The sequence below is a fragment of the Aerococcus agrisoli genome (genome assembly GCF_003797145.1).
GTDB lineage: Bacteria > Bacillota > Bacilli > Lactobacillales > Aerococcaceae > Aerococcus > Aerococcus agrisoli.
The window spans coordinates 83,484-98,961 of sequence record NZ_RKMG01000001.1 but is presented as its reverse complement, the minus strand read 5'-3'; the positions used below and the strand labels follow the sequence as shown (position 1 = coordinate 98,961).

Genomic DNA, 15,478 nt, shown 5'->3' with positions numbered 1-15,478 from the left:
GTTGAGCCAAGTATCTATACTTCACATGCTACTTGTCGAAACAAATATAGGGTCCTTGCCCCTATCATAAAAGCCTTTTACTCAACTTCTTCTTTTCCTTATTTTGCATCTGCTTGTTGTGCTAATAATTCGCGACTTAAGAAAACAAGCGTAAAGATCGTACCAACGCCCGCTTCACTTTCAACATGAATCGTAGCCTTATGTAGCTCAACCAATTGTTTCACAATGGAAAGGCCTAAACCTGATTCACCAAATTCATTGTTTTTTCGTGAAATATCGGCCTTATAAAATCTTTCCCAAATATTTTCTACTTGGTCTTTCGTCATGCCCATACCTGAATCTTTTATTTTAATATAAGTCTTCCCGTCTTGGAAGAGTGTACTCAAATATATTTCTCCATCATTGGTAAATTGTACCGCATTTTGCACAATATTAAAGATAATTTGATGGAATCTATCGTAATCGGCATAGACTGGTACATTATCCGGCACATCGACATCAAATACAGTATGTTTCGCTTTGGCGCTTTCCGTTAGTTGCAAGGCAATATCTCGTAAAACATCTCCAGCATTGAAATTGCTCTTCGATAAAACAATTTCATTAGAACGAATTTTTTCAATATCTAAGTTTTCATTTACTAGACGGTTCAAGCGATTCGCTTCCTTGTACATCAAGTCAACACTGCGATCAATCTTATCCTCAGGTAGTACCTTTTGGCGCAATCCTTCTAAGAGACCAATCATTGTTGTTAGCGGTGTCCGGATTTCATGTGCCACATCCATCATCAATTGACGTCGAATGTTTTCCTGACGGTCGATTTCAACTTCAGATTTCTCTAAGGATAGGGCCATCTGATTGAAATCCTCCGCTAAATCATCAAACTCATCAATGTTACTCACTTCTAAGCGTACCGAATAGTCGCCTTGCGCAATTTGTTGGGTTGCCTCTCGCAAACGTCGGATACGTTTATTTTGATAACCCGCGATAAATACACTGAATAGTACCGCAATAATTAAGGCAATCGCAATGCCTTTCAACACATTCTGCATTAAGTTGTCGATGATCGCATCCGATTGACTGGATGGCACACCTAATACCAAATACCCCGCATAAGACTGGTCTTCAGCACTTGTCAGTGGCATGAAAATAGCTAGCGCATCGCCATTTTTCTCAGCAAAACCCATTTCAAAACTTTGTAAGCCTAGAGGTTTACCGTTCTGCAAATCTGCCAAAGCTTCATCAGATAGTTGATTTGTCGGAATTTCTTCAGCTTCTTCCGTTGGATACAGCAAATTATTATTCGCATCGAAATAAAATAATTTCATATTTGATGAAGATAACAAAGGCTCCATAGAAGCTAAGAAATCCGTCGTAATGGTCTGACCACCAACAAATTTAGCAATATCATTTAGTTGTTGTTCCTGACGTAGTAACACTTGGTCTCTGGAAAAAGAAAACAAGGTTACCCCCATCGCAGCAATGGTCACTGCGATTACCACCAGAAAACTCAGTATTTGTTGGTAAAAAAAGTTTAACTTCATACTTAAACACCAGTTTCGTCGAATTTATACCCTACTCCCCACACTGTTTGAATCAACTGTGGACCATATTCTTCCATTTTTTGACGTAGTTTTTTAATATGTGCATCAACTGTACGTTCATCTCCATAGAAAGGATCTTCCCAAAGTGTCGTCAATAAATGTTCACGGGTAAAAACTTGTTTCGGATGACTAGCCAATAGTTGTAAAATTTCAAATTCTTTTGGTGTTAAATGTTCAATCAATTTATCTTCAAAGAAGGCTTCACGATTCTGGCTATTAATGCGTATAAATTTCGTTTCAATATCGTATTGGCTCGCATTTTCAACTTCACCATCTTTAGCAATTTCTTCAGTTAACTGGCTACGACGGTATAAAGCACGCATTCTCGCCATAAAAGTAATTGGATCAAATGGTTTCGTCACATAGTCATCTGCACCAAGACCAAGACCTAATACTTGTTCACTTTCCGCATCGCGGGCAGTTAACATGATGATAGGCACCAATTTATTTTGTTTACGAATATCCCGACAGATTTGAATCCCGTCTTTACCTGGTAAGTTCAAATCTAAGATAATCATTTCAATCGCAGCTTCATTCGCTAAGTAGTACTGCCAACCTTCTTCTCCATCTTGGATAAAAGTTGCTTCCCAACCTTTTTGTTGCTCGAAAAACATGCTCATCATTTCAGCAACACTCTCATTGTCTTCAATCATTAAGATATTCATGCTCAATATCCTCCTAAACCTTCTTAAGTTTTATATATTAGTCATTTGAGTTCAAAGAAATCCGACGAAATACCATTATTATCTCTTTTATATTGTACCCTAAATTGGGCTAATCACCGTCTAGTTTCTATTAAATTTTGTCATAATTTACAAAATAACATATGAATTTGAATTTTTTTCGCAGATTTCGAGAACATAATACGTATATATTAAGTGGAGGGTGTAATCCTCTTGTTTCAAATACTTACAAGGAGGCTAAAAAATGAATCAAGTCCAATTAATTGGTCGAATCGCACGTGATGTTGAATTGACTGAAATATCAAACAACCGTCAAGTCATCAACAATGCGATTGCTATCAACCGTAAAAGTAAAGACGGTGTTGATTACGTTGACTTCATCCCTATCACGGCTTGGAATGGCACAGCCAAACTTATCCATGCCTATATGCAAAAAGGCGACGAATTAGCGATTGTTGGTCAACTACGCATGCGCCAATTTGAAACAAAACAAGGACAAAATGTGTCCACTGTTGAAGTACTGGTTTCTGAAGTTCAGTTCTTACGCAAGAAAATTGCTACAGACCAAGCACGTACCCAAGAACAACAAATCTTGGATAATATCGAAACCTTGGTTGTAGAATAGCCATAACTGACTCATCCCTATAGTTCGTTCATAGCAGCTTTCCAACTTTGCTCATCCTTCTGAAATACACATTTTTCGAGTTGTTATTTAATTACATGCATTCAACTCATCATTGAACCTTCAATTTTCTAAGCTTAAAATTTTTAATGAATCATTCTTCCATTCTTAAAATAGATTATCAAACATTTACCTCAAAAATGTTTAGCGGTGACATCCGGCTATCAACGGGTAGATAGCCACTTGTCGCCCACCTCAACCATATTTTAAACCTGCAACACAGATTATCTATATACGACAAAAATTCTCACAAAAAAAACGTTGGAACTTAGCCTGATCAGCTAAATTCCAACGTTTTTACTTGTCTATCGACTCACTACTGAACCTCTTAATTGTTCAGCATATTGGTTAATTTTACGTAAGCGGTGATTTACACCTGATTTAGAAATTGGCTCACCCTCAACGAGTTCACCTAATTCTTTGATACTTGCTTCCGGATTTTCCAGACGTAATAAAGCAATTTCTTGCAATTTCTCTGGTAATTCACCAATACCAACAGTGGATTGAATCAATTCAATATTTTCTACTTGTTTTGAAGCAGCCGTAACTGTCTTATTCAAATTGGCATTTTCGCAATTGACAATACGGTTTACCGAATTTCTCATATCGCGCACAATTCGAATATCTTCAAATTTTAGCATAGAGGCAGTTGCCCCGATTAAAGCTAAGAAATCAGCAATTTGTTCTGACCCTTTTAAGTAGGCAATATAACCAGAGCGACGTTCAACTGAGCGCGCATTCAGGTTATATTTATTCATCATGGTGACTAAATCTTGGCAGTGTTCTTCATAAACTGAATAAATTTCTAAATGATAAGAAGATTTTTCAGGATTATTTACTGAACCACCCGCTAAGAAAGCCCCACGTAAATAAGAACGACTTCGTTGATCATTTTCCATCATTTCTTCCGAAATATTAGGATTGATCACTAACTGATCTAGGATATGCATATCTTTTAGAATTTCTTCCACATGATTTTGCACACGCACGATGTAGATATTATTTTTCTTTAATTTCATTTTCTTACGAACAACCAACTCACCATTGGTATGAAAAAACTCCTTCAACAGTGTGTAGATTCGTCGTGCAATGGCGGCATTTTCTGTTTGTACGTTTAGGGTCAATTGGCCATTCATAATGGTAATTGAACCGTTCATACGTAAAATTGCTGCTAATTCTGAACGGGCGTGCTCATAATCCACTGTTAGCTGGGTGAGTTCTTTCTTCACATCTCCTGCGAACGAACCCATCAGCTCACCTCTTTCTGATATTCTCTTATTTTTCTGTATCTTTCATAACGTCCATAATAGAATCTACTAGTTTGTCTTGGTTATGATAAACACCTGATTTTTCAATATTCAGGAAGTCACACCCAATCACTTGTGCTGCTTGTTCCGCTAACCCTTTACGGTCGTGCGTAATTTGCACCAAATAATCTTTCTCACTAGCGCTTTCTAAAAACTCGTATGGCACTGGGGTTTTGTTAATCAAGACGGTATCAATCGCCTTAGCACCCAAGTGTTCATTAATCACTCGCACATGGTCGGCATCAGAAAAATGTTCTGTCTCACCAAGTTGTGTCATGATATTACAAATATAGACAACTTTGGCGGGCGTGTCAACAATTGCTTTTCGAATATCTTCAATTGCTACATTAGGCAAAATAGAAGAGAATAGGGATCCTGGCCCTAAAATGACAGTATCTGCTTGCATAATTGCAGACACCACTTCACGACCAGCCTGAGGTTGACGAACTGGTCCTGTAGGGTCTTCGTTAGCTAAACGTACTGTAACATGTTGGATTTGGTCTGGATGGCTTACAACGGCTGTCTCGCCCTCAATCATGGTACCGTCAGCAAAGTGCCCTTGTAAAATCAAGGGCTCTTCACATGCTGGCAATACCTTACCATCAACTTCCATCATGTACGACAATAAACGAAGCGCTGAAAAAACATCGCCTCTCATTTCAGCTATGGCCGCAATGATTAAGTTCCCAATTGCGTGGCCAGAGAATTCTTTGTCTTCATTTCCAAAACGATACTGGAAGAAATCTTTGTATATATCTTTCATATCAGATAAGGCAATCAAACAGTTACGAATATCTCCAGGTGGGATAGTATTCACAGCGTTTCGTAATGAACCGCTTGAACCGCCATCATCTGCGACTGTGACAATAGCTGTTACTTCGCAATCGGCTGCTTTTAGCCCTTCTAATAAAATGGGCAAGCCTGTCCCACCACCGATGACCGTTACTTTTGGTCGTCTTTTTTTAATTGGTGGTTTTTGATTTATCACGATCTATTCATCGACTCTTTTCTTTTATTGCGATCACGATGGATTATATTGACTTTGAATCCTTGGTCTTGAATATGGTGTGCAACACGTTCAGTAAAGGCAACTGAACGGTGTTGACCACCTGTACAACCAATCGTAATCGTCAAACTTGATTTACCCTCTTTTTCATATAACGGCAATTCAAAATCTAATAAGTCCGTAAATTTACGGTAGAAAACTTCAGATTCTGGTTGAGACATTACATAATCATATACAGGTGCATCTAGTCCTGTTAAAGGACGTAATTCATCGATATAGTGGGGATTTGGCAAGAAGCGTACATCCATAACAATATCCGAATCAATTGGCAAACCGTACTTAAAGCCAAATGACATCACATTCACCGTAAAGGTATCTACGTCAGAAGTTCTGAATTCGGCGTTTAATTTTTCACGGAATTGACGTGGTGTTAAATCGGATGTATCGATAACTAAAGACTTTGTACGAATATCGCTAAGGATTTCTTTTTCGCGACGAATAGCTTCAAGTACAGAAACACCGTCTGTTTGTAATGGATGAGAACGGCGTGTTTCTTTATAACGTGAAACTAAGGCTTGTTCGTCGGCTTCTAAGTAGATAATCGACATTTCAACAGTATTGGTATTATCCATGCCTGCGATTTCATCCATTAGTTCATCAAAGAATGAACGTGAACGTAAATCGATTACCAAACAAATCTTACTAATTTTTCCGGTCTCTTTAATTAATTCCCAGAATTTTGGTAGTAAAGAAGGTGGCATATTGTCCACACAGAAGTACCCCATATCTTCGAAACTTTGAAGGGCTACAGTTTTACCCGCACCACTCATACCTGTAATAATGACTAATTTTAATTGATCATTCAATTTGTTTTTTCCTCCTCATAGGGGAAACTGTCTTACCTCGAACGTTTAGGCAGTTAATTCATTTAAAGCTGCTTCATAAGCCTCAATTTTGGCTTGTGTTGCTTCACTTGAATCTGCAACTGCACCAATATAGAATTTAATTTTTGGTTCAGTACCTGATGGTCTAACGGCAATCCATGTTTCATCTGCTAAATAATATTTCAATACGTTTGATTTTTCCATGCCCATAGCTTCAGAACGGCCATCAGCAAATACGCGGCTATCTTCAAGATAATCTTCTGTTACCTCTACTTTTTGACCAGCAATTTCGCTTAAACCTTCACCACGAAGTTTTGCTAAGATAGCTTCAATCTTCGTTGCACCCTCTTGTCCTGGTAAAGTCACAGAAATTGTTTTCTCTTGGAATGTACCAAATTCCTTGAATAAGTCTTGTAAGCCATCGTATGCTGTTTTACCTTGTTTTTTGTAAAAAGCAGCTACTTCAGCTAATAATAAGGTTGCTTGAACAGCATCTTTATCACGAACGAAAGCTTTCACTAAATAACCGTAGCTTTCTTCAAAACCAAATAAGAAAGTTTTTGAATTGTCTTCTTCATAGTTTTTGATTTTTTCTGCGATAAATTTGAAACCAGTTAACACGTTGACTGTTTCAACACCAAATGATTTGGCAATAGTTGTTGGCATTTCACTTGAAACAATAGATTTCAAGATCACACCATTTTCAGGTAAATCACCTGCATTTTGTTTTGCAGTTAATAGGTAATGCGTCATCAAAGCGGCAATTTGGTTACCTGTAATTACTTGGTAGTCACCATTTGGTAATTTCACAGCTGCACCCATACGGTCTGCATCCGGGTCAGTTGCGATTAAGATATCTGCGTCGTTATCTTTACCATAACGTTCTGCATATTCAAATGCCCCTGCTTCTTCAGGGTTTGGTGATTTTACAGTTGAGAAATCTGCATCTGCTTCTTTTTGTTCAGCAACATAAGTTACGTTAGTGAAACCGGCATTTGCTAAAGCATTTTCAACTAGCATTTGTCCTGTACCATGTAGCGGTGTATAAACGATAGACACTTGGTCTGCCATTTCATCGATTAAATCTTGGTCAACGATGACTGTTTGCAATAAGTCTAAGTATTTTTTATCGATATCCGCACCGATAATGTTGATTAGGCCTTCCGCTTTCAAAGCAGCTTCGTCTCCAACTTCAACTGTTAAAGGATTTTCAACTGCACGCACGTTAGCAGTCACTGCATCAGCGTCAACTGGTGGCATTTGTCCACCATCTTCACCGTAAACTTTGTAGCCATTGTAGTCAGCTGGATTATGACTTGCAGTAATCATGATACCCGCAAAGGCATTTAATTCACGTACCGCAAATGATAATTCTGGCGTTGGGCGTAGCGATTCAAATACGTAAGATTTGATTTGGTGTGCCCCTAAAGTTTTGGCTGCTTCCATAGCGAATTCAGGAGACATGTGACGAGAGTCATAAGCAATCGCTACACCGCGGTCTTTAGCGTCTTGACCGTAGTCTTCTAACAATTTAGCTAATCCTTCAGTGGCTTGGCGAATGGTATAAATATTCATACGGTTGATACCAGCGCCTAACACGCCACGCATACCAGCAGTACCGAAACTTAATGGTTGATAAAAAGCATCCTCAACCAATTTTTCGTCGCCTTCAATGGCTGCTAAATCTGCTTTTAAATCAGCATCTAGCGCATCAAAGTTTTTCCATTGTAAATAAGTTTCTTTCCAATCCATCATGTGGCCTCCCTTAAAATAAAGCGATAACATCTTTGTTCTTATTGTATCAAATATTATGAAAAAAGATATATCAAAGCACATAGCTATGAGAAAAATTATGGCATCGCCATTGATCATATCTATAGGCAAAAAAAGAGGCTGAACCCTACTTGGCTCAACCTCCCTTCACCTTGCTTATATCATTAGTCATTTAAACTTTCGATGTAATTATAAGCTTCTTGACCACCCATGGCACCATCACCAACAGCAGTCGAAATTTGACGTAATTTCTTTTGTCGTACATCTCCAACAGCGAAGATACCTGGAATGCTTGTATGCATATCTTGATCCGTAATAATCCAACCTTCTTCATCGGTAATACCTAAGTCTCTGAAGGCTTCAGTATTTGGTAGTAAGCCTACATAGATAAAGATTCCGTCAGCTGGTACTTCTGTTACGGCACCAGTTTTTACGTTTTCCATTTCAAGAGTGGTTACTTTTTTGTCGTCACCTTTGATAGATTTGACAACTGTGTCCCAAGTGAAATCTACTTTATCATTCGCCATAGCACGGTCTTGCAAGATTTTTTGTGCACGTAATTCATCACGACGGTGAACGATATTTACGTTCTTAACGAATTGTGTTAAATAAGTACCTTCTTCAACTGCAGAGTCCCCACCACCGATAACTTTGACTTCTTTATCACGGAAGAATGCACCATCACAAACAGCACAGTAAGATACACCGCGACCGGCGTATTGTTCTTCACCAGGTACACCTAATTTACGGTGAACTGATCCTGTTGCAATGACTACAGCTTTTGCTTCGTAAGTCTTGCCCATATCAGTTTGAATGGTATGAATGCCTTCGCCAGGCGTAATTGTTTTTACAGTACCAAATTCATGTGCAACACCAAATTGCATAGCACTTTCAAACATATCTGTTGCTAAGTCTGGCCCCATAATGCTCTTAAATCCTGGGTAGTTTTCTACTTCTGCTGTGTTCATTAGTTCCCCACCAGGAACGCCTCGTTCAATTAATGCTACGGACAAGTTAGCCCGTGATGCGTATAAGGCAGCGGTCATCCCTGCTGGTCCAGCACCAAGGACTACGACATCAAATTGTTTTGTTTCTTCTGCCAAAATGTACACATCCTTTCTCTTTTCATTTTATATATCGTTCAATTTCTATTTTACCATGTTTGAAGCGAAAAAGATTGTAACTCGCTCAAGCAAGCCACAATCTTTCCAATCATTTATTTTGTCCAAAAAGCTTACAGTTGGTCTTCAATTGACAACAAGTAATCTTTCAAGCCATCTTTAACACCAGGGTGTTGCAAGCCGTATTCAATACTTGTTTGCATGTATCCTAATTTGTTCCCAACATCGTAACGACGTCCCTTAAATTCATAAGCAAATACACGTTGCGTTTTGTTCAAACGGTCAATGGCATCTGTTAATTGGATTTCATTACCCGCACCTTCTTCTTGTGTTTCTAACAATTCGAAGATTTCAGGTGTTAATAAGTAGCGACCGATAATCGCTAAGTTAGATGGGGCATCTTCTGGTTTTGGTTTTTCCACAAATTGACGCACATTATAAATAGTTTCGTTAAATTGTGCTTCTGGATCAATCACACCATATTTGTCTGTATCTTCATGTGGTACAGGCATTACGGCAATATTAGATGCATGTGTTAATTCATACGCATCAATTAATTGTTTTGTTAAAGGTACTTCGTCCACCATCAAGTCATCACCAAGCATAACAACAAATGGTTCATCCCCAACGAACGCTTTGGCTTGTAATACTGCATCCCCTAACCCTTTTGGATAAGATTGACGTTTAAAGAATAGGTTCAAACCAACAGTTTCGCCAATGATTTCTAGTAAATCATCACGACCCTTGTCTGCTAAGTTTGATTCTAATTCTACGTTTGAGTCAAAGTGGTCTTCAATTGGACGTTTGCTTTTACCAGTAATAATTAAAATATCTTCAATACCTGAAGCAATTGCTTCTTCCACGATAAATTGAATCGTTGGTTTGTCCACAATTGGCAACATTTCTTTAGCCATTGCTTTTGTTGCAGGTAAGAATCGTGTACCAAGACCCGCTGCCGGGATAATCGCTTTACGTACTTTTGTCATATTTACATCCTCCAATTTTATATGTATCGCACTAGGCGAGTGATTTTAGAATAAATCAGCTAAATTATCTTCGAATTGTAATTCACCCTTGCGTTCACGGGTCATCAAGGCTGTTACTACTTCTTTAATGCTTAAACCTTCTTTAATGACCAAGTAAATGGCTTGGGTAATCGGCATTTCTACGCCTTTTTCTTGAGCAAGTTCGTAGGCCGACACAGCAGTTGCTAAACCTTCTACTACCATACCCATATGTGCTTCCACTTCTTCAACAGACTGGCCTTGACCAATTTGTTGACCAGCACGCCAGTTTCTCGAATGAACACTTGTTGCGGTAACCACTAAGTCGCCCACACCAGATAAGCCCATAAAGGTCAATGGATTAGCGCCCATTGTTACACCTAGTCGCGTAATTTCAGCGAGACCTCTGGTTAAAAGTGCAGCCTTGGCATTATCCCCAAAACCTGCACCAACAAGTGCACCTGCACCAAGGGCAATAATATTTTTCAACGAGCCACCAAGTTCTACCCCAATAATATCAGGATTGGTATAGACACGGAAGTAATCATTCATAAACACTTCTTGGACGAAATCACATGCTACTTGGTCTGTCCCTGCAGCTGTAATAGCTGTGATATCATGTTGGGCTACTTCCTCAGCGTGACTTGGGCCTGATAAAACAACAACTTTTGCTTCCCCTAAAGGTGAAAAAACATCTTCTAAAATTTGGGAGATGCGTAAATGGCTTCCTTGTTCAAGCCCTTTTGATGCATGCATCAAAATTGGTAAGTTTGTAACGCCTGCTTCTTGGAAAACAGCAAGAACTTGCGATGCCACTTGTCTCATTGCTTTTGTCGGTACCACGAAGTTAATCAGTTCTGCACCCTCAAGCGCCAGTGCTAAATCACTTGTGATACTGATATTTTTAGGTAATTGTAAATCTGGAAGATAGCGAGCATTTTTGCCTGTAGCTATCATTTCATCGGCTTGATCTTGGTGATGTGTCCACAAACGAACATCGTGGCCATTCTCTGCTAAGACCATTGCCAAGGCTGTACCCCATGAACCTGCACCGAGTACCGCAATTTTTCTGGCTGTCATGCAACCGCTCCTTTATGCTTTATCTGATTTACCAGCATTTGCTTTGTAAGCTGGTCCATTGTGTTCACTATAGTAATCATAATGTTTGTCGTTTAATCGACGTGACATAAAAATGAAAATACCTGCGATAAATAATAGGCCGGCTAACACTTGGCTCACACGGAATGGGCCAAACATTAACGAATCGGTACGTAATCCCTCGATGAAGAAACGACCGAATGAGTACCAAATAAGGTATAACAAGGTGGTTTCACCAATACGCAATGTCTCTTTACGAGAACGTAGGAATAGAATAATGGCTACCCCAATGAAGTTCCATACAGATTCATATAGGAAAGTCGGTTGATAGTAAACACCATCAATATTCATACCCTCAACAATAAAGTTTGGTAAATGTAAGGTGTCGCGTAAAAATGATTCCGTCACTTCACCACCATGCGCCTCTTGGTTAACGAAATTTCCCCAACGGCCAATACCTTGGGCCAATAATAGGTAGGGTGCAACAGTATCCATCACAAAAAGTGGATCCATTTTTTTCGCCTTAGAGTAATAGTAAAGCGTTAAACCACCGGCGATCACACCACCATAGATAGCAATACCACCGTTCCATATTTGTAAAATTTCACCTGGATTTTGTAAATAATAATCTAGTTCAAATAGTACGTAATAAATACGCGCACCAACAAAACCAATCAAGATTGACCACATCGCTGCATCTAAGATAAATTCTTCATCCCAACCCTTACGGCGGAAATCTCTAGACGCTAAGGTTAAGGCGATTAAAATGGCAGCGCCAATAAAAATACCGTACCAGCGAATGGGCCAACCAAATATACTAAAGGCCACTGGATCGATTGCAGCAATATTCATCATCAATTTATTTCTCCTCTAATTCGTGTTGTTATTAATCAGTCTCGTTAAGCGCTCGTCAAACATCTTCGCTGCATCAAATCCCATCGATTTCGCTCTGAAATTAATCGCTGCAACTTCAATAATGCTAGAAATATTCCGTCCAGTTTGGACTGGAATCGCGATTTTCGGAATATCCACATCCAAAATGCGCTCACGTTCTTCGGCCGTTCCTAAACGGTCAAAAGTAGAATCTTTCTTCAATTCACGTAAGTCAATAATCAAGTTCAGCTGTTGTTCTTTACGCACAGCACCTGCACCATACAAGGTCATCACATCAATAATGCCAAGCCCTCGTACTTCCATCACATTACGTAAAATCTCCGGTGCCTCACCCATGATGGTTGTATCATCACGTTGATAGAAATCCACACGGTCATCCGCTACTAAACGGTGACCACCTTTGACTAATTCCAAAGCTGTTTCTGATTTACCAACACCAGAATGTCCTGTAATTAAGATTCCCAACCCATAAACATCAATGAATACACCGTGTTTAGAAATACGTTCCGCTAACAAGGAATGAAGGAATTCTGTTAAATTACTAGATAAACGCGTCGTGGTAGTTGTGGAACTTAGGACAGGAATATGATTTTCAGCTGCCGCTTGTAAGACCTCATATTCAGGCTCTTGCCCTCTTGAAAAAATAAATAGTGGTGTGTCATCGCGCGCTAAACGGCGCATAATCAATAATCGTTCATCACTTGTCATCTTGCTTAAATAAGTGAATTCTGCTCGGCCAAATAGTTGGACACGTTCTGATGGATAGTAGTTAAAATACCCAGTAATCTCCAAACCTGGTCTGGAAATATCACTAGTGATAATTTCTCTATCTAAATACTCGTCACCAGAAACGATTTTAAAATCAAATTGGTCTACAAGGTCTTTTACGGTTACCTTTGTCATACTCGAGTTCCTTTCTTCACGTCACTTTGTAACCATTTTACCATATTCAATACATATGGGCAGTTGGATTGTTTAAAATATTGCGAAAAACAATCTTTATAAAAATAATTGCCCGCAAAAGAAAAAGGTTGAAGTATTTTAACTACTTCAACCTTACATATATTGATTTGATTTACTTAATCTTTCATAAACTGTTCAAAGAACCAGTGGTACATCCCAAACAGAAATGCCGCGATAATGGCATAGATGAAACTGCTAAAGACAAAGGATGTTGGGAAGAACAGACCTACAATGATAAACATTAACCCATTTACGACTAAACGGAATAGACCGAAAGTAATAATGTTTAACGGTAATGCTAATAGATTTACGATTGGACGAATTGTTGAATTAACAATACTCAATACGATAGCTACCAAGATTGCTGACCAGAAATCAGCAACGTAAACATTCGGTGCCAACAACCAAGAAATTGCCATCAATCCTAACGCATCAATCAGTGTTGCTAATATAAAACGTCTCATAATTAAAAATCACGCCAACTTTCTTCCTCATTCGGAGTATCATTTGTTTTAGTTTTTTTATTATAATTGATATCCTCTGAATCATCAAACGGTTTGGTTTCACGTACACGTGGACCACCGTCATTACGGTTAGCGCTAGCGCGTGGCATAATCAAGGCCAGAATAATGTAAGCCAAAATACCTGCACCGCCAGAAATACTAATAACTACAAAAAGTACGCGGATAATCGTTGGATCAATATCAAAATATTCTGCAATCCCTGCACACACACCATCAACCATGATATTGCTGTTAGATTTCGTCAATGTTTTTGCCATGTCAATCTCCTCCTATTTCGATGGCATTATCAATGCCAAAATAATATACAAAATGAACACTGGGAACTGGGTCAAGCTAATTAGTACCGCAATAATTCGGACTAAATTACCTGATACATTAAAATACTCACCTATACCACCACAAACACCAAATAACCACTTGTCATTGACTGATTTTTTTAGTTTCCCTGTCATGATTATGCATCTCCTTTACGAATATCTGCATCATCTTTCACCTGAATATTACCATGTAACGTTTTAAGATTCACTCGATATGGTTTTTCACCAGCAACTTCATGATAGAAGGCTTTTTCTTTGCTCCATTGTTCATTAGTTTGTGTTTGACTCTTGAAATGATCACTGCGGAACATGATTTCGCCTTGCATAGTTTGCGCAATGCCGTCAACAGCTGTTGCTGCTGGCATATTGAATTTAATATTACCGTTTTTCGTGTCGACTTGTGCCCGAACTAATGGGGTTTCAAACATGGTTACGATAATATCACCATTTAAGGTATTCATTAATACATTTTCAACATGTCCTTTTAGACGTTGATTACCATTCAGTGATTTGGCTACTAAGTCTAAGGCATTCACGTTGCCTAATAAGACTTGACCATTTTTCGTATCCACTTCAATCATTGAAGCGGTGAAATCTGTTAATTGAATTTGGCCGTCCACAGTTTGGATATAAACATCATTGGTATCTACATTTGTTACATTTACCGGACCTGAAATCGTTCTAAGTTTTAAATAATCTAGACGTTCATTTGGTACTTGTAATAGAATATCTGATTGGATAAAACGAGAAATCATGTTTAAGGTTAAAGCACCTTCCACAAAATTCAAGTTTACGCGATTTTCAAATGCTGTTTTAGCATCTGCTTCTTCAAAATCACCGTACAATTTACCAGTAACAGTCATTTTACTTGTTGGTTGATCCCAACCTTCTAAAGTAACATTACCGTTGGCAATTTGAATATCGACCATTGATAAAGGAGCCTCAAAATCATAAGCTGCTTCAAAAGCATGTGTGATTAATTTAGGTACTGGAATACCGCCACTAGTTTTTTCAAACTTCACAGTTTTACTGAATTTGTCTTGCACTTGGTCGATAACCGTACGTGTTTTATTAAATAAATCACTCACAATATCTTTGTAGTCATAATCATTTGTATTTCGAGAAGTTGTTGTTTCTTCAGTTTCATTAGTTGCCTCTTCAGTTGTATCTGCAGAATCAGTGGCAACTTTAGGATTTTCTATATCGATTTTTGCGATATCAGCTTTCACTTGTTCAATTTGCTCAGATAACTGATTAATTTCTTCAGTTAAACGATCAATTTGAATATTGGTACCTTGTGTTTTTTCAACACTATTTTCAAGTTGATTACGTTCAGTCAATTTAGCAGCAAGATTTGATTCTAACTCTTTTTGGATTGCAACTTTTTGGTCACGTCCGCTGTAGTCAGGTTTACTTGCTTCCTTATCTGCTGACCATTCAGCGTAGAAATCATCTAAGACATCTTTTTCTACTTCTTGATCTGCCACCGTTTTTTCAGTTTTTGTTGTTTCAGTTTTTTGATTTGCTCTGTTTTCTAATAAGATAATTGCTTCTTCATTGGTTAACATGCCGTCTTTTACAAGTTTTAAAATGCGTTCTTTATCGTTTGACATAATGACAA

General features: G+C 38.4%; 16 protein-coding genes. 1 reads left to right on the top strand and 15 read right to left on the bottom strand.

The annotated features are described in order from the left end of the window. Positions 1-98: 98 nt before the first annotated feature. Positions 99-1,541 carry an ATP-binding protein gene (locus EF384_RS00395; protein WP_123779032.1) on the bottom strand — a complete coding sequence of 481 codons (1,443 nt, stop codon included), beginning with the start codon at positions 1,539-1,541 and terminating at the stop codon, positions 99-101. A gap of 2 nt (positions 1,542-1,543) precedes the next feature. Beyond that, a complete protein-coding gene (locus EF384_RS00390; RefSeq protein WP_123779031.1) occupies positions 1,544-2,266 on the bottom strand; it encodes a response regulator transcription factor in 723 nt (240 codons plus the stop codon). 262 nt (positions 2,267-2,528) lie between these two features. Here EF384_RS00390 and EF384_RS00385 point away from each other — a divergent pair, with 262 nt between their 5' ends. Beyond that, complete coding sequence (locus tag EF384_RS00385) at positions 2,529-2,909, top strand: single-stranded DNA-binding protein (RefSeq protein WP_123779030.1); 381 nt, start codon at positions 2,529-2,531, stop codon at positions 2,907-2,909. A 362-nt stretch (positions 2,910-3,271) separates the two neighbouring features. Here the strand turns inward: EF384_RS00385 and whiA are convergent, their stop codons facing one another. The 13 genes from whiA to EF384_RS00320 form a co-directional block, all read right to left on the bottom strand. Beyond that, positions 3,272-4,216 (bottom strand): DNA-binding protein WhiA, encoded by a 945-nt coding sequence (gene whiA / locus EF384_RS00380; RefSeq protein WP_123779029.1) that lies wholly within the window; start codon positions 4,214-4,216, stop codon positions 3,272-3,274. Positions 4,217-4,241: 25 nt separating this feature from the next. Continuing rightward, positions 4,242-5,264, bottom strand: coding sequence for a gluconeogenesis factor YvcK family protein (locus EF384_RS00375; protein ID WP_439647001.1), 1,023 nt, complete (start codon positions 5,262-5,264; stop codon positions 4,242-4,244). Continuing rightward, positions 5,258-6,145 (bottom strand): RNase adapter RapZ, encoded by an 888-nt coding sequence (rapZ, locus tag EF384_RS00370; protein ID WP_123779027.1) that lies wholly within the window; start codon positions 6,143-6,145, stop codon positions 5,258-5,260. The genes EF384_RS00375 and rapZ overlap by 7 nt, the downstream gene beginning before the upstream one ends. A gap of 45 nt (positions 6,146-6,190) precedes the next feature. Further along, positions 6,191-7,915: a phospho-sugar mutase gene (locus EF384_RS00365; RefSeq protein ID WP_123779026.1), complete on the bottom strand. Its 1,725-nt coding sequence runs from the start codon at positions 7,913-7,915 to the stop codon at positions 6,191-6,193. A 185-nt stretch (positions 7,916-8,100) separates the two neighbouring features. Continuing rightward, positions 8,101-8,982, bottom strand: a complete 882-nt coding sequence (gene trxB, locus EF384_RS00360; protein WP_233569990.1) for a thioredoxin-disulfide reductase — start codon at positions 8,980-8,982, stop codon at positions 8,101-8,103. Positions 8,983-9,170: 188 nt separating this feature from the next. Next, positions 9,171-10,043, bottom strand: coding sequence for a UTP--glucose-1-phosphate uridylyltransferase GalU (gene galU, locus EF384_RS00355; protein ID WP_123779024.1), 873 nt, complete (start codon positions 10,041-10,043; stop codon positions 9,171-9,173). 45 nt (positions 10,044-10,088) lie between these two features. After that, positions 10,089-11,141 (bottom strand): NAD(P)H-dependent glycerol-3-phosphate dehydrogenase, encoded by a 1,053-nt coding sequence (locus tag EF384_RS00350; RefSeq protein ID WP_123779023.1) that lies wholly within the window; start codon positions 11,139-11,141, stop codon positions 10,089-10,091. 12 nt (positions 11,142-11,153) lie between these two features. After that, positions 11,154-12,014, bottom strand: a complete 861-nt coding sequence (gene lgt, locus EF384_RS00345) for a prolipoprotein diacylglyceryl transferase (protein WP_123779063.1) — start codon at positions 12,012-12,014, stop codon at positions 11,154-11,156. A gap of 15 nt (positions 12,015-12,029) precedes the next feature. Then, positions 12,030-12,956: an HPr(Ser) kinase/phosphatase gene (hprK, locus tag EF384_RS00340; protein ID WP_123779022.1), complete on the bottom strand. Its 927-nt coding sequence runs from the start codon at positions 12,954-12,956 to the stop codon at positions 12,030-12,032. Positions 12,957-13,132: 176 nt separating this feature from the next. Beyond that, positions 13,133-13,480, bottom strand: coding sequence for a phage holin family protein (locus EF384_RS00335; protein ID WP_123779021.1), 348 nt, complete (start codon positions 13,478-13,480; stop codon positions 13,133-13,135). 2 nt (positions 13,481-13,482) lie between these two features. Next, positions 13,483-13,797, bottom strand: coding sequence for a PspC domain-containing protein (locus tag EF384_RS00330; protein ID WP_123779020.1), 315 nt, complete (start codon positions 13,795-13,797; stop codon positions 13,483-13,485). 12 nt (positions 13,798-13,809) lie between these two features. After that, positions 13,810-13,992 (bottom strand): PspC domain-containing protein, encoded by a 183-nt coding sequence (locus EF384_RS00325; protein WP_123779019.1) that lies wholly within the window; start codon positions 13,990-13,992, stop codon positions 13,810-13,812. Between the two features lie 2 nt (positions 13,993-13,994). Then, positions 13,995-15,470 (bottom strand): DUF4097 family beta strand repeat-containing protein, encoded by a 1,476-nt coding sequence (locus EF384_RS00320; protein WP_123779018.1) that lies wholly within the window; start codon positions 15,468-15,470, stop codon positions 13,995-13,997. Positions 15,471-15,478: the final 8 nt, after the last annotated feature.